Below are 23,054 nucleotides of genomic sequence, written 5' to 3'. Positions count from 1 at the left end.
GTCACATGTTCGCAGTGCATATGTGCTTCCCCGGCATGGTCTCGCGACCGTCGTCGCGAATCTGAGTCGTCGCAATTGCGGTTTTGCCTGATCGGCATACCGCGCAATTCCCAGACAGTTCGCAGCATTCCCGCCGGTCGTATCCGGCGCCAATCGACTGTCTCTTCCTTTCGCTTCTGACTGGAACCTCGGTGCGCTCAAGCATCACCGGGTCGTGGCAAATGACCATCAAAAAACTCGACTTTCGCGGACAGGCCTTCAAGGATGTCCTCGGCTTCACCTTCCGTCACTGGGCGCGGCAACCCTGGCGCATCGTCGTCATCATGAGTCTCGCGCTGCTGTCGGCGATTGCCGATGTCCTCACGCCGATGTACGCCGGCCGGCTCGTCGACGCGATCGCCTCCGGCGCGGCCAGCAACGGCACGGCCTGGCACGCGGCGATCACGGCGTTCTGCGTGCTGGCCGCGCTCGGCCTCGGCGCAACCCTGCTGCGTCAAGGCGTGTACTTCAACATCATCCGGCTGACGTTGCAGATGATGAGCGAGATCGCCGCCAACGCTTTCCATCGCGTGCAGCGTTTTTCTACCGACTGGCACGCCAACAGCTTTGCCGGTTCCACGGTGCGCAAGATCACGCGCGGAATGTGGGCGCTCGACCTGCTCAACGACACGCTGCTGATCGCGCTGCTGCCGTCGCTCGTCATGCTGCTCGGCGCGACCACCCTGCTCGGCTGGCGCTGGCCGTTGATGGGCGCGGTCGTCGGCGTCGGCTCGGCGGTGTATATCGCGGTGACAGTTGCCATGTCGCTCGGCTTCGTCGCGCCTGCGGCACGCCTCGCCAACGCGTGGGATACGCGCATGGGCGGCGCGCTCGCGGACGCCGTGAGTTGCAACGGCGTCGTGAAGGCATTCGGCGCGGAAGAGCGCGAAGAAGCGCTGCTCGCGCGCGTGATTGCCAAATGGCGTCATCGCACGCGGCGCACGTGGATGCGCGGCACGCTCAACGGCGGACTGCAGGGCACGATGCTGGTCGCGATCCAGGCCGCGATCCTCGGCGTGGCACTGTTGCTGTGGGCGCGCGGCGAGGCAGGTGTCGGCGATATCACGTTCGCGCTGACCATGTTCTTCATGCTGCAAGGCTATCTGCGCGACGTCGGCATGCACATTCGCAACCTGCAACGCTCGGTCAACGACATGGAAGAACTCGTGTCGCTCGACAGTCAGCCACTCGGGATCGAAGATCGCCCGGGCGCGGGTCCGATTGCGATCGACAAAGGCGAAATCCGTTTCGAGCATGTCACGTTTCACTATGGCGCGACCGAGAAACCGCTCTACGACGATTTCTCCATGCGCATCGCGCCGGGCGAACGCATCGGTCTGGTCGGGCATTCGGGTTCGGGCAAGACGACTTTCATCAAGCTGATCCAGCGCCTGTACGATATTTCCGGCGGTCGCATCACGATCGACGGGCAGGACATCGCGCAAGTGAAGCAGGCTTCGCTGCGCCGTCAGATCGCGATCGTGCAGCAGGAACCGGTGCTGTTTCACCGCTCGCTGGCGGAGAACATCGCTTACGCCAAACCAGGCGCAAGCCAGGCCGACATCGAGCGCGCGGCGCGGCTGGCGAATGCTCACGACTTCATCGCGGCGCTCCCTAACGGCTACGACACGCTGGTCGGCGAGCGAGGCGTCAAGCTTTCGGGCGGCGAGCGTCAGCGCGTAGCGATTGCACGGGCGTTTCTCGCCGACGCACCGATCCTGATTCTGGACGAGGCGACGTCGAGTCTCGACAGCGAGAGCGAAGTGCTGATCCAGCAGGCCATGGAGCGCCTGATGACCGGACGCACGACGCTGGTGGTCGCACACCGGCTGTCGACCGTGCGCGCACTTGACCGGCTGCTGGTGCTGGACAAGGGCAAGGTGATAGAGGAAGGCAGCCACGACACGCTGATCAGGCTCGAAAACGGGCTTTACCGGCGGCTTTTCGAGCGGCAGGCGCTCGAACTGATCAAGGGTTTGAACGACCCCGAAGTCGTACCCAAAGCCACCGTCGCGAAGGCTGCCCGTACCGACGACTCGAGCCTGCTGGTCGGCAAGTAAGCGAGTCGATAACCCGGCAAGCCGGCGTCGTTGATTACACGACGCCAGCGGGTAAGCCGACGCCGCGCGCCATGCCGGTGGCGGCGAATACCATGAGGACGAGCAGCACCGTCTGGATGACGCTGTAGCGTGCATAAGCGCGCGCACGGTGTAGATCCGGCGGTGCTTTTTTTCTGAGCGCGGCGCGCCAGCGCATGAGCGCAAGCATGGATGGAACCTCGAGAATCAGGATCAGCACCAGCAAGGTCATCTTGGCGTGGAAAAGCGGTTCGTGCAGATAGTAGTCGGCACCCTTCTCGTAGCCGCCGAATGCCCGTATCAGTCCGGTAACGATCAGCACGAGAGCCGACAGGCCCCATCCGGTGTCGGCGCGAAACACCGACCGTAATGCCGCCGGCACCGTTGCCCGGCGCAGCGCCCAGGTGCGCCGGAGAATCGACGCGAGCGCGAAGCCGTAAGCAAGCAAGTGAATGGCGGCAAGTAACCAGCGAACCAGCATGGCGACTCCTGCAAACGAGGCAACACGAACGATGTACGTTTCACTCGCCCCGCGCAGACAGACGCCGGACGACCTTGCTCAGCAGCGACTTCAGTTACCACGACGACAATCCGAACACGCTTACTTTACGACGCCTGCCGCAAGCGCGGATAGGGCCGAGAGCACAGTACTCAGATTCAGACTTGCCGCAGAGAGGTGTCAAGCGCTCGCGCCGCGACCCGATCGCCTTCGGTAGTGAGCGCCGTACGGAAGACAGTTTGGCGATTGTGACCGGCCGCTGCCGGCGAATCCCACAGCAGTTCAATTTTCGGACGACGACCGAAGCCGTGCGCAACCGCCGGAGCGGCAGCGGCGCCGACCTGCGCAGTCTGGCTGCCCTCGCCCGCCATGCCGAATGCCACGGTCGCGACGGCCGGGCCGGGTGGCGGCGCCGACGGCGCGGCGGAACCGAGCGCCCATCGCACGGACAATTCACGCGCGTCGTACTGGCCGACTTTCCGGCGCTCTGCCCACACGATCACCGTGCGCGTGGCCGGATCGAGCGCCACCGCATAACGACCGATCGCGAAACGCCGCGCGGCAACATTCGTACGCCAGAGCGCCCGCGGACGGCAGATCCACATCACGGCGGCGTAAAGCGCCGGTGCGGCCAGCAGCCAGCCGTTCGTAGCCGCGACGGCTTGTGCCGCACGCCGCCAGCCCGCGCTCGCGACGAACGCACCGACCGACCACGCGGCAAACAGGAAACCGAGAAAGGCGAAGACCCGCAACGCCTGCCGCAGCCATTGCGGCAGCGGATGAAACGGACGTTCGGCGACAGCTCGCGCGCCAGGCAAGAAAATCAGCAGGAAAAGGAAAACAAGGTTGATGCAGGCCCACGGCGACGACACCATGGCCGAAAGCGAGGCGCCCAGATCCATCTGCGCCATTGAAAACAGCCAACGGGCAAGCAGCACGAGACCGATGGCGCGCAACGCGAAAATCGTTCCGGCGCCGGGCGCCGCGTTCGCACGCGTCTCTTTCGTTCTCGCCAAGGCATCCTCCATTCGTCGGCGCCGCAGCCAGTTTTTGCGGCAGGGCCATTATAGGGATATTACGGAGAGCGGCTCATCCTGCCGCACGCAAAACGATACTTTCTGACGCTCATGCGCAAAAACGCGGCGCGCTTGCAACAACGCCCCGCTGCCGAAAGGCTTGCGGGGCGTTGCTGGCGATTATGCGGACCATCCGGAAAGGATTCGCGTAACGCTTCGCTTGCTTCATCTATCCAGCATGAGCTGGACCAGATTAGCTCGCGTTGACTTCGCGAAGCACCGTGCGGTGCTTCTGGCGCAGCAGTTCTTCGTAGGTGGCGACGTAGTTCTGCGCCATGACCTTCGACGAGAAGCGCGACTCGAACGCCTTGCGCACACCGGCGCGCGACAGCGTGTGCAGACGCTTGACTGCAGCGACCGCGCTGATTTCGTCTTCGACGACGAAGCCCGACACGCCGTTTTCGATCACTTCCGGCACCGAACCGCGGTTGAACGCGATTGCCGGCGTACCGCACGCCATCGCTTCGATCATGACCAGACCGAAGGGCTCCGGCCAGTCGATCGGGAACACCAGTGCATGCGCGTTGCCGAGGAATTCACGCTTTTCCGACTCGCCGATTTCGCCGATGTACTCGACGTGCGGCAGCGCCATCAGCGGCTTGATCACTTCTTCGTAGTAAGCGCGGTCGGCCTTGTCGATCTTTGCAGCGACCTTCAGCTTCATGCCTGCCTGGCCGGCGATGCGGATCGCGCGGTCGAGGCCCTTCTCCGGCGAAACGCGGCCGAGGAAAGCGAGGTAGCCCGGTTCGACATTGAGGATCGGCGTGAGCACGTCTTCCGGCAGACCGTGATAAACGGTTTGCAGCCAGTTTGCCTGTTGCAGCGGCAGGCGCTGGTTGTCCGAGATGGACACGACCGGCACGTCGCTGAACGTGTTGAAAATCGGTTGCAGTTCCGGCAGGTCGAGACGGCCGTGCATCGTGGTCAGGAACGGCACCGGCTGACGCGCGAACAGCGAGAACGGGTAGTAATCGATGTGGAAATGCAGCACGTCGAATTCGTCGGCGCGGCGGCGCACTTCTTCGAGCAGCAGCATGTGCGGCGCCATCACGTCGCGGATGGTCGGGTCGAGGCGCAGTGCCTGCGGCCAGAACGCTTCGAGCTTCGCGGAGGTTTGCGAATCGCCGCTCGCGAAGAGCGTAACGTCGTGACCCTGTTCAACCAAAGCTTCGGTCAGGTAGGACACAACACGTTCCGTACCACCGTAAAGCTTGGGAGGAACCGCCTCGTGCAGGGGAGCGATTTGAGCGATTCGCATAATGAAGAACTCCTCGTAAAAAATCAGGCAAAGGTGCTGCGTTTGGTAAAAGCGACTCGCTTGCTCGCCAGGGCAGTCTGGCCGGTCATGCCGGCGCGGGCCTGATACTTTCGAGAAATCTTGCGATGAATCGCTTGGGTAAAGAGCCCAGACTGGCCGATCACCATCTGTGCATGTGCCGGTAAACGCACACGCTGCACCTACGTTGACAAACTGTCAGATATTTCGCCGGGCCAATCGAGCATGCATTATCAGTGCCGGATATTGTGCTGCGGCACAACATTTCAAAGTCTTTACGTTGTTACAAAGAAGAAACACTTTGCAAACCCTTGTTTTATAAGACAGTTCTAAAGTGGCAACTGACTTGCAACACGGGCCGTGACCGAGGCATCTGTAAGCATCTGCGCCAACTTTGCCGGCAAACATTGAAGAAACGCTCAACTAATGTCTTGCCGCCGCTGTATGCAACTTGTAATTATATCTCGAATTTTTCCAGAATTTTTCGCCGCCCGCCTGAACGATCGGCCCCGGTTCGTGGTCGAGTAGCAGTGAGTCGCGGTCATCTATCGCAAAATCAGTCGCGTCTTCGCCCGGATACACAGGGCGCAATCGCTTTTGCATGTTTACAATGCGAAGCATCGGCTTGACGGCGAACAATGAATTTTCGCCGTGGCCCGTGCTTTGCATGCACAACCCGAAACACACTCCGACCTCAGATCAATTGGAACAATTAACCATCGCCCAGCGCAACGCCAAGGACGCAAAGCTCGCGAGCTATGCGCACCGTCCGCTTGCGTTTCTTTTCCGCTTTATCCGCCGCCATCCGCTCGCGCATGCGATCGTGCTGTGCAGCGTGTTTGCGGCCGTGGGCTGTGCGCTCGCTTCGCAGTACGCGATCAAGCATCTGATCGACGTGCTCGGCGAAGGACGCCATCATCCCGGACCACTGTGGGGCGCGTTCGCCATCCTCGTTGGCCTGATCGCCGCCGATAACCTGCTGTGGCGGGTCGGCGGGTGGGTCGCGGCGCATACGTTCGTCGCGGTCACGGGCGATTTGCGCCGGGACCTCTTCTCCTATCTGTCGGGGCACTCACCCAGTTACTACTCAGAGAAGCAGCCCGGCATGCTGGCGAGCCGGATCACCGCGACCTCGAACGCCGTCTACACCGCCGAGAACACCACCGCCTGGAACGTGCTGCCGCCGTGCATCGCGGTGCTGGGTGCCATCGTCATGATCATCGCCGTGAATCCGCTGATGGCCGGCGGCCTCATGCTGTGCTCGGCGATTCTCTCGGTGGTGCTGTACAAGTTGGCCGGGCGCGGCTCGGCGCGTCACCATCACTTCGCCACCAAGGCCGCCTCGGTGGACGGCGAACTGGTCGACGTGATCAGCAACATGGGCCTCGTGCGCGCCTTCGGCATGACGTTCCGCGAGCAGCAGCGGTTCGGCGCCACGGTCAAGGCCGAGATGGACGCGCGCCAGCAGAGCCTGCTGTACCTCGAAAAACTGCGTCTACTCCACGCGGTGATCACCGCCCTGCTGTCCGCCGGCCTGCTGGGCTGGGCGCTGTGGCTGTGGGATCAAGGCAAGGCAACCTCCGGCGACATCGTTCTGGTCAGCTCGCTCGGATTTACGATTTTGCACGGCACGCGAGATCTGGCGGTGGCACTGGTGGACGTCACGCAGCACGTCGCGCGTCTCGCCGAAGCCGTTCGCACGCTGCTCGAACCACACGGCATGCCGGACCGTAACGACGCGACCGAACTCGTGCCGCAAGGCGGCCGGGTCGACTTCGAAGGCGTCACGTTCGCGTATCCGCGCCGCCGTCCGATTCTCGATCACTTCGATCTGCACATCGAACCGGGCCAGCGGGTCGGCCTGATCGGCAAATCCGGCGCGGGCAAGTCCACCGTGCTGGCGCTGCTGCAGCGCTTCTACGAAACGCAGGGCGGCGCGATCAAGATCGACGGGCAGGACATCGCCACGATCACGCAGGACAGTCTGCGTCATGCCATCGCTTTGGTGCCGCAAGACATCTCGCTGTTCCATCGCACGGTGTACGAGAACATCGCTTACGGACGTCCCGACGCCACGCGCGAAGAGGTGCTGGCGGCGGCCCGTGAAGCACGTTGCTCCGATTTCATCGAAGCGATGCCGGAAGGCTTCGATACGATCGTCGGCGATCGCGGCGTGAAGCTCTCGGGTGGCCAACGTCAGCGCATCGCGATCGCGCGTGCCATTCTGAAGAACGCGCCGATCCTGCTGCTGGACGAAGCCACGTCCGCGCTCGACAGTTCGTCCGAAGAAGCGATCCAGAAAGCCCTCGACCGCCTGATGGTCGGTCGCACGGTGATCGCCATCGCGCACCGTCTGTCGACGCTCAACAACTTCGACCGCATCATCGTGATGAGCGCTGGCAAAGTCATCGACGACGGCAGTCCCGAAGAATTGCGTCAGCGGCCGGGCCTGTATCGCGATCTGCTGTCGAAGCAATACGGCAAGGGCACGACGCTGCATATCGGCGGCAAGAAAGTCGACGAACAGCACGTCGTCTGATCCAACCCGCACCGACAAAAAAAGCCGCTCGAAGCGGCTTTTTTTATTCCCGAAAGACTCAATGGGCCGAGGCAGCTTTCTTGCCCGATCCGGCCCGCACTTTCACTGTTTTCGTGCGTGTTGCACCATGTTTCGCACCATGTGCCGCCTGCAGATCGCGCATGAAATTGTCGCGCCAGACCGAGACATTGTTCTCGCGCAACTGGGCCATCATGTCGCGATGCCGTGCCTGACGCTCCACGAGCGGCATGTCGAGCGCCTTCGCGAGCGCCTCGGCCATGCCGTCGATATCGACCGGATTCACGATCAGCGCGCCGTCCAGTTCCTGCGCAGCGCCGGCAAAGCGTGAAAGCACGAGGACGCCGGGATTCTCGGGGTCTTGCGCCGACACGTATTCCTTGGCGACGAGATTCATCCCATCACGCAACGGAGTGACATAGCCGACATGCGCCGTACGAAACAGCGCCGCGAGTACGGAGCGCTCGTACTGTTTGTGGATGTACAGAATCGGCGTCCAGTCGAGCTCCGCGAAACGGCCGTTGATTCGCCCCGACTCGCCTTCGAGTTGCAAACGGATGTCCTGGTACGCGCGCATATCTGCGCGCGTGGGCGGCGCGATCTGCAGGAACGAGACCTTGTTGCGCTGCGCGGTCCAATGTTCGAGCAAACGCTCGAACGCACGAAACCGCTCGACCAGGCCTTTCGAATAATCGAGGCGGTCCACGCTCATGATCAGCTTGCGTGAGTGCAAGGTGGCCTTCATGGTGCGAACCGGCTTGCCACGCTCACCTGCTTTCGCAAGTTCCGCGATTTCATCCGGATAGACACCGATCGGATACGCCGCCGCACGCAAGGTGCGCTCGAATGCGTGAATCGTGAGTGGCCCGTTCGCCGACGGCTCGACCGTGCCGCCCGCCTCGTTGACGATGTAATCGCAAAAGGCGCGCAGATCCGGCGCCGTCTGAAAACCGAGCAGGTCGAACGAACACAGCGCTTCCACCAGTTGGCGATGCGGCGGCACGGCGAGCAGCACTTGCGACGCGGGAAACGGAATGTGCAGGAAAAAACCGATACGGTTCTTCACGCCCGCCGCGCGCAAAGCCTGCGCGAACGGGATGAGGTGATAGTCGTGAACCCAGATGACGTCGTCGTCGCGTAGAAGCGGCACGAGTTGCTGCGCGAGCCACGCATTGACGCGGCAATAACCTTCGAAATCGTGCCGGTCGTACTGCAGCAGATCGGCGCGATAGTGAAACGCCGGCCACAGCGTCGCGTTCGAAAAACCACGATAGTACTGGTCGTAATCGCGACGCATCAGCGCGATCGTCGCGAACGTCACGGGGCCGCGTTCTTCGACCTTGATTTGCGGCTGGCCCGAGCCGAGCACGTCGCCGCTCCAGCCGAACCACATGCCGCCGGTTTCCTTCAGCGCGTCGTACACGCCGACTGCCAGACCGCCCGCCGCCGGGCCACCCTCCGAGATCGGCGCCACCCGGTTCGATACGATGATGAGTCGACTCATGAAGCGCGCGTCCCGGTCCAGTACGACGTTATTTGCGTGAAGTGATGCTGATACGACGGCGCGCTCATCATGCTCCGCGCGCCGCCAGCACAATCGATTGCAGCCAGTCGAGCAAGGCCGTGACCGACTCGACGCGCGTGTGCGCGAGAGTGTCGCCCGCGCCGACCTTGATCGAGAGGCCGCCGCGCTCGTTCACCACGGCGAAGCCCTTTTCGTCCGTCAGGTCGTCGCCGACAAACACGGGCAGACGGCCGACGAACGGCGGTTCATCGAGAAACGCGCGCACGGCCCGGCCTTTGTCGACGTCTTTCGGTTTGATCTCGTAGACCATCTTGCCCGGTTGCAGCACGTACGAAGCCGCGTAATCCGCCACCAGACGTTCGGTTGCCGCGCGCGCCACCGCTTCGCGATCCGGCGCGTTGCGATAGTGCAGCGCCAGCGCCGCGCCTTTGATTTCCAGCAGCATGCCGGGGTTTTCGTTGACGACCTGCGCGAGAACCTGCTCCATCCGCAGCAGACGTTCGTCGTGGAAGCCGATGCGCTGCACGTCGCCATTGGAATCGCGGCGCTCCGCACCGTGCAGTCCGGCGATCGGCAGATCGGGCATGGCGAGAAATCCGTCGATGCTCTCGATGCCGCGCCCGGACACCACCGCCACCGCGCCGTTCGTCAGGCTGCGTAATTCGGCGAGCAGATCGAATACACGCGGTTCCACCTGCACGCCGTCGGGCGTGGATGCAAGTTCGACGAGCGTGCCGTCGAAGTCGAAGAAAAATGCCGTCTCGCCAGGAGACAGAAAAGCCGGAAGTGCTTGCATCGGTTAGTTTTGCCTTTCAGCCTTTGGCGGCCGGAAAAGTGTGCGCATCTTACCGCGCATCCGTCAATTTTTCGAGAAAGTAAGCTTGCGCGCAAGCCCAGCGGGCTGCCTGTACCGCGGCCATTCAGGATTGCATTCAGAAGCACGACAATCCGGCTTCGGCCAGCTTTCATGCGTATGCGTCAAATTGACTCGCAAACCTTGCGCCCGCAGGCGCTTCGCGGCGCGGCCAAAACTTTTGCGCTACAGTCACTGCCACGCGGGCCGCGCTTCGTTAGCGCCATGGTGGCACAACCGGGTCTCGCCAGTCCCTCGCGCACCTTGCCCGGCGATAATTCGCGGCGCAGCGGTCGCGGTCATGAATGGCAGCATGCGTCGCTCTTTAATCGAGTAATAGATACCTGCTTTGTTCCCCAAACTCTCCAACCTGCGCCAACAGACGGTTTCGACATCGACACCCGTCGCGCGCTCGCAGCGATGGGCGACGCGCCTCGCCCTCGGCGTGGCCGCGAGTGCGATAGCCCTGCTTGCCGGATGCACGCATCCTGCCGAGCCATGGCATCTGACGGACGTCACGGGCCATTTGCCCGACCTCGAATTCAGACTGACCGGCGACGACGGCCGCGCGGTCAGCGGCGACACCTTCAAGGGCCGTACCTCGCTCGTCTATTTCGGCTACACGCATTGCCCGGACGTGTGCCCCGAGACGATGGGCAGGCTTATGCAGGTGCTCGGCAAGCTGGGCCCGGACGCCAGCCAGGTGCGCATTCTCTTCATCACCGTCGACCCCGCGCGCGACACCGCCCAGGCATTGCACGAATACGTCGGCGCGTTCGACGCGCAACATGCCGAGGGCTTGACCGGCACCGACTGGCAGATCGAGTCGCTTGCCAAGCGCTACCGTGTCGCGTACCAGATGGAAAAGCGCGATCCGAACGGCAACTACGAAGTCACCCACAGCTCCGCCGTCTACGTGTTCGACAAACAGGGCCACGCGCGACTGCTCGCCACCGATCACGACACGCCGGATACGATCGCCCAGGACCTGCGCCGTATCATCGACGACCACTCCTGATTCTTCACCGTCCACCTCCGACCCATCCATGTCGATCAAAACCATGACATACGCAGCGCTGAGCTGCACACTCGCCCTCTCGTTCGCGTTTGCTCCGGCCGCGCAGGCCGCCGATCCACACGCGATCAGCGTCAAGGACGCGTGGGTCCGCTGGCTGCCGGGCAACCTGCCGGCCGCCGGTTACGCCACGCTCGTGAACGCCGGCGACAAGCCCATCGATCTCGTCGAGATTTCGAGCAAAGACTACGGCGACGCCATGCTGCATCAGACGGTGTCGAACGGTTCGTCGCAGAAGATGGTGATGGTCGACAGGCTGACCGTGCCGGCGCACGGCCAGGTCGCGATCGCGCCTGGCGGCTATCACGTCATGCTGGAAGAAGCGAAGCACAAGGTCGCGCCCGGCGACACCGTGCATCTCACGCTGAAGTTCTCCGACGGCGAAACGCTCGACACGCCGTTCGCCGTCAAGTCGCCGGCCCAGACGCAATAAGCGCGCAATGAACCTGCTCTACTGGCTCGATCCGTGGGAATTCTCGCCGACCGTCGTGATCGCCCTGCTGGTGCCGGCGATCCTGTTTGTGCGCGGCGCGCGCAAGGCCCGCGTGTCGGTCGCGCGACGCGTGTCGTTCTGGTTCGGACTCGTCGCGCTCTACGTCGCCCTGCATACGCGGCTCGACTATTTCTTCGAGCACGAGTTTTTCATGCATCGCGCGCAGCATCTGGTGCTGCATCACCTCGGGCCGTTTTTCATTGCGCTGTCGTATCCGGGCGCCGCGCTCAAAGCCGGCATTCCGTTCGGCTGGCGACAACGCTTCGTCCGTCCGGCGCTCGCCACGCCGGTCGTGCGGAAACTACTCGACATGGTGATGCATCCGGTGGTCGCGGTCACGCTGTTCGTCGGACTGATTTACTTCTGGCTGATGTCGCCCATTCATTTCGTCGCGATGCTCGACTGGCGGCTTTATCGCGTGATGAACTGGAGCATGGTGATCGACGGACTGCTGTTCTGGTGGCTCGTGCTCGATCCGCGGCCTGCGCCGCCGGCACGTCTGTCGCCGGGCAAACGTGTCCTCGTGGTGATCGCGGCCATCCCGCCGCAGATCATGCTCGGCGCTTTTATCTTCTTCACGCCGCACGAGTTGTATCCGATCTATTCGATCTGCGGCCGCGCCTTCACCTGGCTGAGCCCGATGCGCGATCAGCAGATCGGCGGGCTGTTGCTGTGGATTCCGGGTTCGATGATGAGCGTGATCGGCGCGCTGCTGGCGCTGCGTCACTGGATGCGTCTCTCCGCACGTGGACGTTTGCGTAGCGAACGGCGCGCGAAATCACGACCTGCCCACTCTGCCGCCGCGTAGCGCGTCGTCACGCGCCGCGCCGGAAACTCAGGCCGAACGCATCCAGACGTGCGGAATACCGTCCTCTTCGTGGATGTCTGAAATCGGCGCGAAGCCGAATGCGCCGTAGAAGCCTTGCAGATGCGCCTGTGCATGCAGCCGAACCGGCGTGCCTGGCCACTGCGCACGGATATGCGACAGCGCGCGTTCGAGCATGGCGTTGCCGAGCTTGATTCCGCGGAACTGGGCGGTGGTGAGTACGCGGCCGATGCGGATATCGCTTTCATCTGCGTCGGGCAGCAGCACGCGCAGATAGCCTGCGAGCGGCGCGCGCTGGCCTGCGTCCGCCTGCGGACCGAACACGAGCAGATGCCATGCGTCGAGGTCGAGTCCGTCGATATCGCCGTACAGGCAATTCTGCTCGATGACGAAGACCGCGCTGCGCGCGGCCAGCATTTCATACACTTCGAAGGTGTCGAGCCTGTCGAAGGATTTCCAGCGCCATTCGAGTTGGGCAAGCCGCGAGGCGGCAGTGTGCTGCGAGTCGGTCATGAAAAGGCTTCAGAAAACGCGCCGCTACGGACGGCGACGACGCGCAATTATGCCGCAGAAGCCGCCCTCAGCCGCGACGTGCCGCGCGCGCCTTCGAGGCCTGTTTGTGGCTGTACATCGCCGTGTCGGCGGCCGCGAGCAATTCGGAAATCGACCCATGCGAGGCCGGGTCGTATTGAATTTGTCCCACGCTGAAGCGGATCTCGTAGCCGCGTTGCGCTTCGGCGTTGCGCACATCCAGCGCCAGTTTGAGCCGCCGCGTGACTTCCTCGGTTTCCGCGCTGCTGGAATTGGTCAGCAACGCGACGAACTCATCGCCGCCGAGCCGCCCGATCACATCGCTCTCGCGCAGCGCGTGGCGCAGCACTTCCGCAAAGTTCGTCAAGGCGCGGTCGCCCTCCGCGTGACCGAAGGTGTCGTTGATCTGCTTGAAGTCGTTCAGATCAAAAAACAGCAGCGACGCCGGCTTGTCGAGCCGCTTGCAGACGTTGAGCGCGTGTTGCGCCAGCGATTCGAATCCGCGACGGTTCGAGAGCAGCGTCAGATCGTCGAGCGTGGCCAGTTGCACGGCGGCCAGTTCCTGTTCGGCCATACGCGCCAGATCGCGCAGCAGGTCGCACTCTTCGGCGTCGAGTTCGCGCGGCTTCATGTCGATCAGACACAGCGTTCCCAGTTTGCTGCCGTTGGCGACCGTCAGCGGACAGCCGGCGTAAAAGCGGATATTCGGCGCGCTCGTGACGAGCGGGTTGTCGTGGAAACGCACGTCGATCGACGCGTCGGGGACAGTCAGAATTTCGTCGCCGACGATCGCATGCGCGCAAAACGAAATGTCGCGCGCCGTTTCGCTCGCGGACAAGCCCACACACGATTTGAACCACTGTCGGTCGGCGTCGACGAGACTTACGAGTGCAATGGGCACGCCGAATAACCGCTTGGCGAGCCGCGTCAGACGGTCGAAGCGCTCTTCCGGCGACGTATCGAGAATATTCAACGCGCGCAACGTGTCGAGACGGGCGCTTTCATTGATGGGGGTCGGTGGCACATGCATCGTGTTCCTGTCTCCTGTTCCAATCTCGCGTTCCTGATTCGACGGGCCCGACGGCCGCGCGTCGACAAAGCACCGGCTCGCTCATAGTGTATAGCGGCCAGCTTAAGGGTGGGATTGAGTTGGCGGCTTCAAGTTCCGCATCATTGAATCGACGCAAGGCCCGCGCTGCGGGCTTTTGCGCGCGAACGACGGTACGGCCGCCACCAGGCCGAATCCGCCAGGCGCTTAAAAAAGCGGCTCGGCGGGCACGCCCAGACAGTCGATCAGATTGGCCGGTCCGCACAGATGCAGCGCCCCGACGACCACCAGAGTGCGCTCCGAACGCCCGAGCAAGGCGTGGATACGCGTGGCCCACGCACGATTGCGCGCGTCGAGAATCGCGTCGCGAATGCCGGGCAGATTGAACATCGGCGATTCGACGGCGATATGGTGCACGGCCTGCAGATCGCCGTGCAGCCACGCGTCGTGCATCCGTTCGAGCGTGCGTTGAGGCTCGGTGGTGTCGGACATCAGCAGAGCCAGCGCGTCGGCAATTGCTGCGAGCGGAATCGACTCGAGCGAGTTCGCGACATCATGCGCGGTCTCGAGATACCGAAACGGCTTGCCCTGCGCGGCCGCCGAGCGTAACAGTCGCGGCTCGACGCCTTCGACGACCTGCTGAAACAGCGTCGGCGCGACGATCAACGCGGCCCAAGGGCGTAAGGTCGAGAGCGGCGCCAGCGGCCCTTCCGTCGGCCAGACCGCCTGCAGTTGGCTCCATACGTCGACGGGCAGCACGGACGACAGCGGCGCGGCGGCGTTCGTGGATTGCGCGGTCAGAAACGGCAGGATGGTCGGCGGATCGGATTCGAAGACGAGTTCTTCGGCCCAGTCGTAGGCGTCGGCAATCCATGGCGGCGTCCGACGACTCGTTGCGGGAAACAGATGCATCGACCCGAGCAGACGAACCTGCGTGCCGGTGAGTTGCAGGTACATGCGACCTCGATAGAGACAGGCGAGTTGGATGTTGACCGGCGCATTGTGCCGCACTGCCGGTGCACAGGCGACAAATCGACGGCGCAAAAAAGAAAAGCCCCGACAGGTCGGGGCTTTTCTTCACATCAACTACTGGAGGCGCGAGCCGGAGTCGAACCGGCCTAAACGGCTTTGCAGGCCGCTGCATAACCGCTTTGCTATCGCGCCGCAAGCGGACTGGAACCTAGCTTCAGGCTCGCAGATTCTGTCTGGCGGTCTATCTACACGACTGACCCACCAAACAAAAAGGGAAGCGTTGCTTCCCCTTAAGTATGGAGCGGGAGACGAGGCTCGAACTCGCGACCTCAACCTTGGCAAGGTTGCGCTCTACCAACTGAGCTACTCCCGCATTGCACTGCTTCACAACGCCTTGCACTACTCTGCCAAACAACGCGGTGCTTTAAAAACTGGAGCGGGAGACGAGGCTCGAACTCGCGACCTCAACCTTGGCAAGGTTGCGCTCTACCAACTGAGCTACTCCCGCGTATTACTGCTTAACTGCTGCCAATTCACTGCTACTGATGCCTTACTTCGCCCGGCGCTTCGTACTGCGTGCATCGGAGAAACGAGATTATGGAGAAACGACTGAAACGTGTCAACCCCTTTTGCGAATGTCTTTTGCGGAAAAGATTTCACTCATAGCGGCTGAGATGCATTCGCACAAAATTTTCTCGCGGCATCAATACGTTACGGCGAATCACGCAATCATGACCGTCATTTCGGTCATGCAACGCCGCCTCGCTCGCGGATTTGCGGCCACGCGAGCTTCATGTAATACAGCATGGACCAGATCGTCAGGAAGGCGGCCAGATAGATCAGCCACAGTCCCCACACGCGTGTGTCCACGACGAGCCCACCGCCGAAAGACAACGGGCCGTAGAACAGCAGCATCGGAATGGCGACCATCTGACAAACCGTCTTGAACTTGCCAAGCGAATTCACCGCGACGCTTTTCGACGCGCCGATCTGCGCCATCCATTCGCGCAATGCCGAGATGGCGATCTCGCGACCCACGATGACCAGCGCGATTGCCGAATCGATACGAGTGAGTTGCACCAGCACGAGCAGCGCGGCCGTGACCATCAGCTTGTCGGCGACCGGATCGAGGAACGCGCCGAACGCCGACGTCTGGTTCCACTTACGCGCGAGAAAGCCGTCGAACCAGTCGGTGAGCGCCGCCAGAATGAAGATCGTTGCGGCAGCCAGATTGCGGTGCGCCGGGCTCATCATCATGTCGGGCAAGTAAAACACGCCGACGACGAGCGGGATCAGCACGATTCGCAGCCAGGTCAGGAAAATCGGAAAATTAAACGGCATGGGCAGGCGCAGCGTCTGGCAAGGGAGATGCAATTGTGCCGTGTCACAAGGCCTGCCACAAGCAAAGCGGCGCGCGAGGCCTGCCGCGCGCGCCGTCCAGTGCAGGTATCCAGCCCCGCGGCAACGCGCCTTGCGCCGCCGTGTTCAATGCAATTGCCGGTAGATCTGCTCTGCCAGTGCTTGCGAAATGCCTTCGACACTCGCGAGATCTTCCACGCTGGCGGCCACCACGCCGCGCAATCCGCCGAAGCGCGCAAGCAACCGCTGACGGCGTTTGGCGCCCACGCCCTCGAGTTCTTCGAGACGCGAAGTCTGCCGCGTCTTGGCGCGTTTCGCGCGCATGCCGGTGATGGCAAACCGGTGCGCCTCGTCGCGGATCTGCGCAACCAACATCAGGGCTGCACTTTCCTTGCCGAGTTCGAGCGGCGCGCGGCCGTCCGCGAAAATCAGGGTTTCGAGGCCGACCTTGCGCCCCTCGCCTTTCGCGACACCGACCAGCATGCCCGTGTCGAGGCCCAGCTCGGTGAACACCTGACGCGCCATTTCGACCTGGCCCTTGCCGCCGTCGATCAATACGATCGTCGGCAGAATGCCGCCGGCCGCCGCAGGCTCCGCAGCGTCGGCCGCAAGAGCAGGATCGGCGGCTGCGTCGGTTTGCAGTTCCGCGGCTTCGTCGGCGGCATTGGCGGCAGCCTGCGCTACCATTTTTTCGTAGCGGCGCATCAGCACCTGCCGCATCGCCGCGTAATCGTCGCCGGGCGTGATGCCCGTGATGTTGTAGCGGCGGTATTCCGACGACTGCATCTTGTGATGGTGATAGACCACGCACGACGCCTGCGTCGCTTCGCCCATCGTATGGCTGATGTCGAAGCACTCGATGCGCAGATGCGCGAGGTCGTCGCATTCCATGCCGAGCGTGTCGGTGAGCGCGCGCGTGCGCGCCTGCTGCGAGCCTTGCTCGGAGAGCAGCCGGGCAAGCGCGAGGCGCGCGTTCTGTTCGGCCATCGCGAGCCACGCGCGACGCTGACCTTGCGGCTGACGCAGCACGGTCACCTTGTGACCGGCCTGCTCGATCAGCACGTCGACGAGTTCGCGCGTCGCGGGCGCGTGGCTGACCACCAGCACGGGCGGTACGCGATTGCCGAGATAGTGCTGCGCGATGAACGCTTCGAGGACTTCGGATTCGATACCTCCCGCAGCACGGCGCTTGCCGCGCGCCGGTCGTTCCGCGAAATCGTCCTCTTCGCCGTTGGCAGCGGGGTCGGCAGTAACGTCGATGGCGTCGGCGGCGGCTTCCTGTTCGTCGTCATCGTCTTCGGACGGCATGTCTTGCGCGATGGCCAGCGCGTCGGCGGTCGCCGCGGCCTGCTCCGCGCGATCGGCTGCGTCGGTCGAAGTGGTGGCCAGTTCGGCGTCGCCGACGCCCTCTTCGAGACCGCCTTCGTCGACCGTCAAGGCGCTTTCCACGTGCGCCGGGAAATAGGCTTTGTCGCCGAGATGCCGGCCGCCGCGCACCATCGCCAGATTCACGCAGACGCGACCACCCAGCGCCACCACGGCGAGAATGTCGACGTCGCTATCGCTGCCGACCTCGATCGCCTGCTGGTGCAACACGGTGGACAGCGAGCTCATCTGGTTGCGCACGGCAGCGGCCTGCTCGAACTTCAGATCGCTCGCGAACGCGTGCATCTTCTGTTCGAGTTCCTTCATCACCTCGCCTTGCCGACCCAGCAGAAAGCGCGAAGCGTTGGCGACATCGCGCGCGTAATCTTCTTCGCTGATCGCCGCCACGCACGGCGCCGTGCAACGGCTGATCTGATGCAGCAGACACGGACGCGTGCGATTGTTGAACACGGAATCTTCGCAGGTACGCAACTGGAAGACGCGCTGCAGGATCTGGATGCTCTCGCGCACGGCCCATGCACTCGGGAACGGTCCGAAATACTGGTTCTTGCGATCCACCGAACCGCGGTAGTACGCCATGCGCGGAAATTTGTGGCCGGTGAGCTTGAGATACGGATATGACTTGTCGTCGCGGAACAGAATGTTGTAACGCGGCGCCAGCGCCTTGATCAGGTTGTTCTCGAGCAGCAGCGCTTCGGCCTCGGAACGCGTGACCGTCGTTTCGATGCGCGCGATCCGCGTCACCATCATCGCGATGCGCGGCGACAGCTGCGTTTTCGTGAAGTAGCTCGACACACGCTTCTTGAGGTCGCGCGCCTTGCCGACATACAGCACCGCGCCCTGACTATCGTAATAGCGATAGACGCCGGGCAGATGCGGCAGTTGGGCGAGCACTTTTTTCGGCTCGAAATCGTCGGTTGCTTCGGGTTCGGTCATGCAGGATCGATTGAATGTGGAGCGATGTCTCTTGGTGTTTCTGTCGCACTCGGGGCGCGCCTGGGTCGCGTTTGGGCTTCGCTTGAGCCCCATGCGGTGCCTAACGCCCGCGCGCCGCAGGCGTGGCAAACGTGGCAGCTGATCGCGCCTGCGAACCATTTGCGGACGAACCGCCGGCCTTCACCTGACCGTGCGCGACGCGCGCCGAAGTGTGCTTTAGAATCGCCAGTTTAGAGCATTCCGCGCGCGTTCGATTCGTGCCGGATTGAATCGCTTCACCGATCGCGCGCACCTTTGCGTAAGCTCGGCCCGACGTGCCGCGTCGGCGCGGCCGACAACCGACAACCGGCAACGCATTCGTCACGCGCCCGCGCCGCCGCTCCGCCTGTTTCAACCTGACGCAGTCCGCGACCCAGACCACCATGTCCTCTATTCCGTCGTCTTCCGAGCCCACCACGACCGCGCCCGGCGCGATTGCCTGCGATATCTTCTGCGCGGTGATCGACAATTTCGGCGACATCGGCGTGTGCTGGCGCCTCGCCCGTCAGCTGGCAGGCGAGCATGGCTGGCAGGTGCGCGTCTTCGTCGACGATCTGCACGCATTCCAGAAGCTCTGCCCGGCGCTCGCGCTGGATCGCGCGCGTCAGAAGGTGGGCAGTATCGTCGTCGAACATTGGCATGAACCCGAGCATGCGGGCGATACGCTCGAAGTCGCCGACATCGTGATCGAGGCATTCGCCTGCGAGTTGCCGTCGGTCTACGTCGCGGCGATGGCGCAGCGCGAGCGCGCGCCGGTGTGGTTCAACCTCGAATATCTGAGCGCCGAAGACTGGGTCGCCGACTTCCATCTGCGGCCGTCGCCGCATCCGCGCTATCCGCTCACCAAAACGTTTTTCTTTCCCGGACTCGGCCCCGGCACCGGCGGCGTACTGAAAGAACGGCATCTCGACGCGGCACGCGCGGATTTCGAGCGTTCGCCGGCAGCACGCGACGCCTGGTGGCGCGACACCACAGGTCGCGCGACGCCGTCCGCCGCGACCACCGTCATCTCGCTGTTCGCCTACGAAAATCCCGCCGTGGACAGTCTGCTCGAACAATGGCGCGATAGCGACGCACCCGTCGTGCTACTGGTGCCGGAAGGCCGGATTTCCGGCGCGGTGGCGCGTTTTTTCGGCACGGCTACGTTCGCCGCCGGCACGCATGCCGAGCGCGGCAGCCTGAGCGCTCACGCGCTGGGCTTCACAGAACAGACCGGCTACGACGCCCTGCTCTGGGCCAGCGACATCAATTTCGTACGCGGCGAAGATTCCTTCGTGCGCGCCCAATGGGCGGCCAAACCGTTCGTCTGGCACATCTATCCGCAGGTGGACGACGCTCATCTGCCCAAGCTCGACGCCGCGCTGGCGCACTACACCCGCCCCCTGCCCGACGACGCCCGCGCCGCACTCGGACGCTTCTGGCACGCCTGGAACGGCGTCGGCCAGCCCGACTGGGCGGATTTCCAGCGCCACCGCGCATCTTTCACGTCGCGCGCGGCCGAATGGGCGGCGGAACTTGCGCAAGTCGGCGACCTCGCCGGAAATCTGGCCTTGTTCGCAAAAACTCAGTTAAAATAAGCGGTTATCCAACGGCCGACGACGCAAGCGCGGCCCGATCGCAGCAATTCCCCGTAGCCGCTCGTGCATGCAAGCAATACGTGCGGCGGCAAACTGGCAGAAATGTCGGAAATGGGGCGCATGCTGTCAATCGGCGCCACTCGTGTACACGCCCGCACAGGGTAAAAAAGCAGGTAACGGATTGCAGTGGAGTTTGTGATGCTTGCAGAGCCCAATGCGGCTTGGCAAACATGCCGCGAGTCTCCACGAATGCCGGCCACGCTTTTCGCACTATCCACGGAACGGCCGCCTTGCGCGGCACCGCGGTGCGAAAAGCGCCGAAGCCGCTTGCGCCGTATGCCGTTGAGCACAGTTGAAGCTACTTAATTCGTACAGGACAGTTTTATGAAGACCGCACAGGAACTCCGCACCGGTAACGTCGTGATGATCGGCAGCGACGCGATGGTCGTGCAAAAGGCCGAATACAACAAGTCGGGCCGCAACTCCGCCGTCGTGAAGATGAAGTTCAAGAACCTGCTGACCGGCGCAGGCATGGAAAACGTGTACAAGGCCGACGACAAGTTCGACGTCGTTGTGCTGGAACGCAAGGAAGTCACGTACTCGTACTTCGCTGACCCGATGTACGTGTTCATGGACGCCGACTACAACCAGTTCGAAGTCGAAGGCGAAATGATGGGCGACGCCCTTCATTACCTCGAAGACGGCATGGCTTGCGAAGTCGTGTTCTACAACGAGAAAGCCATTTCGGTCGAACTGCCGACCACGCTGGTCCGCGAAATCATCTACACGGAACCGGCAGTCAAGGGCGACACGTCGTCGGGCAAGGTGCTGAAGAACGCCAAGCTGAACACCGGCTTCGAACTGCAAGTGCCGCTCTTCTGCAACATCGGCGACAAGATCGAAATCGACACGCGTACGCACGAGTACCGTAGCCGCGCGTAAGCGTCGGCCGCTCTTTCGCCGCGCCGGAGGCTCTCCGGCTTCGCGGCGGAATCAGCGACAAAAATCGGAAAAAAAAGCGCCCCTTCGTGGGCGCTTTTTCTTTTTGTTGCCAACCTGTATGGTTAAGGAAATCTTTACCGGTAGGTTTATCGAAATTGCCAGTCCGCTGTAGATATGTTCCGGTGTAGTCGTCGCCAATCCATTGATAAGCTTAAGTAAATGACTGTGGCACGCTCCATGCTTCATTGCTGTCATAGCCTTTTTGGCTTTTATTTTTTCACCTCCGGAGAAGCGACATGAATAACGACATCGCTGAAGGCAAGTGGAAGCAAATGATCGGCAAAGCCAAGACAGCATGGGGCGAGTTGACGGACGACGAACTGACCAAGGCTGAAGGCCGCGCGGAAAAGCTGACCGGCCTGATCCAGGAACGGTACGGCAAGACACGCGAACAGGCGGAGCTGGAAGTCCGGCGCTTTTTCGACAGCAATCGTCATTTCTGACCGGCCAGCAACACGCCCGCGCGGCGCCGCCCTGCCGGCGTCGCGTGCGGAAATCCCTCAATCTAAAAACTGCGCCTCGCTATGCCACACGCCCTGATTGTTGAAGACGATCCTAATAGCCTGTCAGGCCTGTCCGCCATCCTTGCCGCCGACGGCTTTTCCGTCGACACCGCGACGACCATCGCCGAGGCCCGGTCGGCTCTGACGCGCTTCATTCCCGACGTCGTGCTGGTCGACCTGAACCTGCCAGACGGCAGCGGCCTCGACGTGCTGCAACACCTTCCTGCCCATCCGCCGGGCGGTGCGCTTCCGGTCATCGTGATGACCGGTAATGCCACCGTCGAAAGTGCCATCGAAGGCTTGCGGCATGGCATCTGGGACTACCTGCTGAAGCCGGTCAATATTCCGAGACTGCGCAGTCTGCTGGCGCGTATTCCGCGTCCGTACGAACTGACGGAAGAAGTACAGACGCTGCGCGCGTCCTTGCGTCAACTCGGCCGTTTCGGCGCCCTACTCGGCCGCAGCGGCGCGATTCAGCATGTCTACGACACGATCGAACACATTGCGCCGACGGAAGCCGCCGTGCTGATTTCGGGAGAAGCCGGCACCGGCAAGCAGGTTGCGGCGCGCACGCTGCACGACATGAGCCGCCGCCGCAAAGGTCCGTTCGTGACCTTCGACTGCCGCACCGCCAATAGCATGGCGGCGCAGCGTTCGCTCGACAGCCTGCTGTTCGGCCATGAACGCGGCGCGTTCAGCGGCGCCGAGCAACGCGAACCCGGTCTGTTCGAACAGGCAACCGGCGGCACGCTGTTCATCGACGAAATCGCGGAACTGCCACGCGCCCAGCAGGAAGCGCTGCTGCGCGCGCTCGATTCGCAAACGTTCATGCGCGTCGGTGGTACGCATCAGGTGGTGACCGATTTCCGCCTGATCGCGTCAACGCGCAAGCCGCCGCGCGCGGCCGTCGCCGATGGCAGCCTGCATGAAGATCTCGCCCTGCGTCTGGAAGCTGCGGCCGTCGCATTGCCGCCGCTGCGCGAACGCGGCGAAGATGCCGCGCTGATCGCGCAGGCCACCGTCGACGAGTTGAATCACGAGGCCGCTGCGCGCGGCACCGCCGATGCCGTCAAGCAGATCGGGCCGAATTTCCTGCGCGAGTGTCTTTCGTACGAGTGGCCGGGCAACGTGCGCGAATTGCAGGAACGCGTACGGCGCGCCTATCACGCGTCCGGCGACGTGCTGGAATCCCTGCGCGCCGACGAAGCCGGCTCCGCCAATGGCCGCGACCTGAACGGCAGCCGCGTTCAGGTGACGGTCGGTACGCCGCTCGCGGACGTCGAAGAGATGCTGATTCGCGCGACGCTCGACGCGGTCGGCGGCACACGACATCGCGCGGCATCGCTGCTCGGAATCAGTCCGAAGACGCTGTACAACAAACTGCAGCGGATGCGGCTGAACTAG

General features: G+C 62.8%; 20 protein-coding genes and 3 tRNA genes. 9 read left to right on the top strand and 14 right to left on the bottom strand.

The annotated features are described in order from the left end of the window. The first annotated feature begins 221 nt into the window (after positions 1-221). Positions 222-2,099: an ABC transporter ATP-binding protein gene (locus tag P3T18_RS25065; protein ID WP_429302662.1), complete on the top strand. Its 1,878-nt coding sequence runs from the start codon at positions 222-224 to the stop codon at positions 2,097-2,099. A 34-nt stretch (positions 2,100-2,133) separates the two neighbouring features. Here P3T18_RS25065 and P3T18_RS25060 read toward each other — a convergent pair whose 3' ends face one another. From P3T18_RS25060 to P3T18_RS25045, 4 genes are all read right to left on the bottom strand, one after another. Then, positions 2,134-2,598, bottom strand: coding sequence for a DUF2214 family protein (locus P3T18_RS25060; protein ID WP_429302661.1), 465 nt, complete (start codon positions 2,596-2,598; stop codon positions 2,134-2,136). Positions 2,599-2,774: 176 nt separating this feature from the next. After that, positions 2,775-3,632, bottom strand: a complete 858-nt coding sequence (locus tag P3T18_RS25055; protein ID WP_429302660.1) for a hypothetical protein — start codon at positions 3,630-3,632, stop codon at positions 2,775-2,777. 253 nt (positions 3,633-3,885) lie between these two features. After that, complete coding sequence (locus tag P3T18_RS25050; protein WP_429302659.1) at positions 3,886-4,950, bottom strand: glycosyltransferase family 4 protein; 1,065 nt, start codon at positions 4,948-4,950, stop codon at positions 3,886-3,888. 23 nt (positions 4,951-4,973) lie between these two features. Then, on the bottom strand, positions 4,974-5,117 hold the full coding sequence (locus tag P3T18_RS25045; RefSeq protein WP_429302658.1) for a hypothetical protein: 144 nt from the start codon (positions 5,115-5,117) through the stop codon (positions 4,974-4,976). Between the two features lie 518 nt (positions 5,118-5,635). Between P3T18_RS25045 and P3T18_RS25040 the strand changes: the two genes are divergently transcribed. After that, positions 5,636-7,507: an ABC transporter ATP-binding protein gene (locus tag P3T18_RS25040; protein ID WP_429302657.1), complete on the top strand. Its 1,872-nt coding sequence runs from the start codon at positions 5,636-5,638 to the stop codon at positions 7,505-7,507. A 58-nt stretch (positions 7,508-7,565) separates the two neighbouring features. On the opposite strand, the gene otsA is transcribed toward P3T18_RS25040, so the two are convergent. Further along, positions 7,566-9,029, bottom strand: coding sequence for an alpha,alpha-trehalose-phosphate synthase (UDP-forming) (otsA, locus tag P3T18_RS25035; protein WP_429302656.1), 1,464 nt, complete (start codon positions 9,027-9,029; stop codon positions 7,566-7,568). A 67-nt stretch (positions 9,030-9,096) separates the two neighbouring features. Further along, positions 9,097-9,846, bottom strand: coding sequence for a trehalose-phosphatase (gene otsB, locus P3T18_RS25030; RefSeq protein ID WP_429302655.1), 750 nt, complete (start codon positions 9,844-9,846; stop codon positions 9,097-9,099). A gap of 406 nt (positions 9,847-10,252) precedes the next feature. Between otsB and P3T18_RS25025 the strand changes: the two genes are divergently transcribed. Genes P3T18_RS25025 through P3T18_RS25015 form a run of 3 tightly spaced genes read left to right on the top strand, consistent with a single transcriptional unit; the run spans position 10,253 to position 12,279 of the window. Beyond that, the gene (locus P3T18_RS25025) at positions 10,253-10,921 is read left to right on the top strand and encodes an SCO family protein (RefSeq protein ID WP_429302654.1); all 669 of its coding nucleotides are present in this window, start codon (positions 10,253-10,255) and stop codon (positions 10,919-10,921) included. A gap of 28 nt (positions 10,922-10,949) precedes the next feature. Next, positions 10,950-11,411, top strand: a complete 462-nt coding sequence (locus P3T18_RS25020) for a copper chaperone PCu(A)C (RefSeq protein WP_429302653.1) — start codon at positions 10,950-10,952, stop codon at positions 11,409-11,411. Positions 11,412-11,418: 7 nt separating this feature from the next. After that, positions 11,419-12,279: a cytochrome c oxidase assembly protein gene (locus P3T18_RS25015; protein ID WP_429302652.1), complete on the top strand. Its 861-nt coding sequence runs from the start codon at positions 11,419-11,421 to the stop codon at positions 12,277-12,279. 27 nt (positions 12,280-12,306) lie between these two features. On the opposite strand, the gene P3T18_RS25010 is transcribed toward P3T18_RS25015, so the two are convergent. From P3T18_RS25010 to uvrC, 8 genes are all read right to left on the bottom strand, one after another. Further along, positions 12,307-12,810, bottom strand: a complete 504-nt coding sequence (locus tag P3T18_RS25010) for a GNAT family N-acetyltransferase (RefSeq protein ID WP_429302651.1) — start codon at positions 12,808-12,810, stop codon at positions 12,307-12,309. Between the two features lie 67 nt (positions 12,811-12,877). Then, positions 12,878-13,858: a sensor domain-containing diguanylate cyclase gene (locus P3T18_RS25005; RefSeq protein WP_429302650.1), complete on the bottom strand. Its 981-nt coding sequence runs from the start codon at positions 13,856-13,858 to the stop codon at positions 12,878-12,880. Positions 13,859-14,083: 225 nt separating this feature from the next. Continuing rightward, on the bottom strand, positions 14,084-14,833 hold the full coding sequence (locus tag P3T18_RS25000) for a TraB/GumN family protein (protein ID WP_429302649.1): 750 nt from the start codon (positions 14,831-14,833) through the stop codon (positions 14,084-14,086). Positions 14,834-14,966: 133 nt separating this feature from the next. Further along, positions 14,967-15,040: transfer RNA gene (locus P3T18_RS24995), tRNA-Cys, on the bottom strand. 105 nt (positions 15,041-15,145) lie between these two features. Then, a tRNA-Gly gene (locus P3T18_RS24990) sits at positions 15,146-15,221 on the bottom strand. Positions 15,222-15,280: 59 nt separating this feature from the next. Beyond that, positions 15,281-15,356 (bottom strand) — tRNA-Gly (locus P3T18_RS24985). Positions 15,357-15,595: 239 nt separating this feature from the next. Continuing rightward, the gene (pgsA, locus tag P3T18_RS24980; protein WP_429302648.1) at positions 15,596-16,189 is read right to left on the bottom strand and encodes a CDP-diacylglycerol--glycerol-3-phosphate 3-phosphatidyltransferase; all 594 of its coding nucleotides are present in this window, start codon (positions 16,187-16,189) and stop codon (positions 15,596-15,598) included. Between the two features lie 144 nt (positions 16,190-16,333). Further along, on the bottom strand, positions 16,334-18,529 hold the full coding sequence (gene uvrC, locus P3T18_RS24975; protein ID WP_429302647.1) for an excinuclease ABC subunit UvrC: 2,196 nt from the start codon (positions 18,527-18,529) through the stop codon (positions 16,334-16,336). Between the two features lie 422 nt (positions 18,530-18,951). Here uvrC and earP point away from each other — a divergent pair, with 422 nt between their 5' ends. The 4 genes from earP (at position 18,952) to P3T18_RS24955 (ending at position 23,054) form a co-directional block, all read left to right on the top strand. Continuing rightward, a complete protein-coding gene (gene earP, locus P3T18_RS24970; protein ID WP_429302646.1) occupies positions 18,952-20,145 on the top strand; it encodes an elongation factor P maturation arginine rhamnosyltransferase EarP in 1,194 nt (397 codons plus the stop codon). A gap of 384 nt (positions 20,146-20,529) precedes the next feature. Continuing rightward, on the top strand, positions 20,530-21,087 hold the full coding sequence (gene efp, locus P3T18_RS24965; RefSeq protein WP_429302645.1) for an elongation factor P: 558 nt from the start codon (positions 20,530-20,532) through the stop codon (positions 21,085-21,087). A 296-nt stretch (positions 21,088-21,383) separates the two neighbouring features. Beyond that, positions 21,384-21,590 (top strand): CsbD family protein, encoded by a 207-nt coding sequence (locus tag P3T18_RS24960; protein ID WP_429302644.1) that lies wholly within the window; start codon positions 21,384-21,386, stop codon positions 21,588-21,590. An 81-nt stretch (positions 21,591-21,671) separates the two neighbouring features. Then, on the top strand, positions 21,672-23,054 hold the full coding sequence (locus P3T18_RS24955; protein ID WP_429302643.1) for a sigma-54-dependent transcriptional regulator: 1,383 nt from the start codon (positions 21,672-21,674) through the stop codon (positions 23,052-23,054).

The sequence above is a fragment of the Paraburkholderia sp. GAS199 genome, from assembly GCF_050436585.1.
Taxonomy (GTDB): domain Bacteria; phylum Pseudomonadota; class Gammaproteobacteria; order Burkholderiales; family Burkholderiaceae; genus Paraburkholderia.
Note: the sequence above shows the minus strand (reverse complement) of the source record. Positions and strands in the feature narration are given on the sequence as shown.

Bases quoted from the DNA above. Each gene is read 5' to 3' on its own strand.
- P3T18_RS25065 (WP_429302662.1), top strand. From the start codon at position 222: ATGACCATCAAAAAACTCGACTTTCGCGGACAGGCCTTCAAGGATGTC.
- P3T18_RS25060 (WP_429302661.1), bottom strand. From the start codon at position 2,598: ATGCTGGTTCGCTGGTTACTTGCCGCCATTCACTTGCTTGCTTACGGC.
- P3T18_RS25050 (WP_429302659.1), bottom strand. From the start codon at position 4,950: ATGCGAATCGCTCAAATCGCTCCCCTGCACGAGGCGGTTCCTCCCAAG.
- P3T18_RS25045 (WP_429302658.1), bottom strand. From the start codon at position 5,117: ATGGTGATCGGCCAGTCTGGGCTCTTTACCCAAGCGATTCATCGCAAG.
- P3T18_RS25040 (WP_429302657.1), top strand. From the start codon at position 5,636: ATGCACAACCCGAAACACACTCCGACCTCAGATCAATTGGAACAATTA.
- otsA (WP_429302656.1), bottom strand. From the start codon at position 9,029: ATGAGTCGACTCATCATCGTATCGAACCGGGTGGCGCCGATCTCGGAG.
- otsB (WP_429302655.1), bottom strand. From the start codon at position 9,846: ATGCAAGCACTTCCGGCTTTTCTGTCTCCTGGCGAGACGGCATTTTTC.
- P3T18_RS25020 (WP_429302653.1), top strand. From the start codon at position 10,950: ATGTCGATCAAAACCATGACATACGCAGCGCTGAGCTGCACACTCGCC.
- P3T18_RS25015 (WP_429302652.1), top strand. From the start codon at position 11,419: ATGAACCTGCTCTACTGGCTCGATCCGTGGGAATTCTCGCCGACCGTC.
- P3T18_RS25010 (WP_429302651.1), bottom strand. From the start codon at position 12,810: ATGACCGACTCGCAGCACACTGCCGCCTCGCGGCTTGCCCAACTCGAA.
- P3T18_RS25005 (WP_429302650.1), bottom strand. From the start codon at position 13,858: ATGCATGTGCCACCGACCCCCATCAATGAAAGCGCCCGTCTCGACACG.
- P3T18_RS25000 (WP_429302649.1), bottom strand. From the start codon at position 14,833: ATGTACCTGCAACTCACCGGCACGCAGGTTCGTCTGCTCGGGTCGATG.
- pgsA (WP_429302648.1), bottom strand. From the start codon at position 16,189: ATGCCGTTTAATTTTCCGATTTTCCTGACCTGGCTGCGAATCGTGCTG.
- uvrC (WP_429302647.1), bottom strand. From the start codon at position 18,529: ATGACCGAACCCGAAGCAACCGACGATTTCGAGCCGAAAAAAGTGCTC.
- earP (WP_429302646.1), top strand. From the start codon at position 18,952: ATGTCCTCTATTCCGTCGTCTTCCGAGCCCACCACGACCGCGCCCGGC.
- efp (WP_429302645.1), top strand. From the start codon at position 20,530: ATGAAGACCGCACAGGAACTCCGCACCGGTAACGTCGTGATGATCGGC.
- P3T18_RS24960 (WP_429302644.1), top strand. From the start codon at position 21,384: ATGAATAACGACATCGCTGAAGGCAAGTGGAAGCAAATGATCGGCAAA.
- P3T18_RS24955 (WP_429302643.1), top strand. From the start codon at position 21,672: ATGCCACACGCCCTGATTGTTGAAGACGATCCTAATAGCCTGTCAGGC.